Origin of the sequence: Butyricicoccus sp. AM05-1 (genome assembly GCF_003474415.1) — a bacterium.
GTDB classification, from domain to species: domain Bacteria; phylum Bacillota; class Clostridia; order Oscillospirales; family Butyricicoccaceae; genus Agathobaculum; species Agathobaculum butyriciproducens.
This window is the reverse complement of record NZ_QUDG01000002.1, coordinates 1-219: the sequence shown is the minus strand read 5'-3', so window position 1 is coordinate 219 and position 219 is coordinate 1.

Sequence of the window (219 nt, the reverse complement as noted above, 5' to 3'; positions counted from 1 at the left end):
TCGCTGAACCTCAGCGGGGAGTGCGCTGACGCCGCGCGGGCGCACAAGAGGGTAGACACCTGCGGTTTCCACCCTCTTGTGAATCACCCCTTTCCCTTGGAGGGTCTGGCGCAGATTGCCTACATGTGACCGCTGCGAAATGGGGGAACGGCAGAGGATTTTTCCTCTGCTGCGGACGAACTACCTTCGGAGTCCGTCCTCTTGAGCAACCTGTTCGCA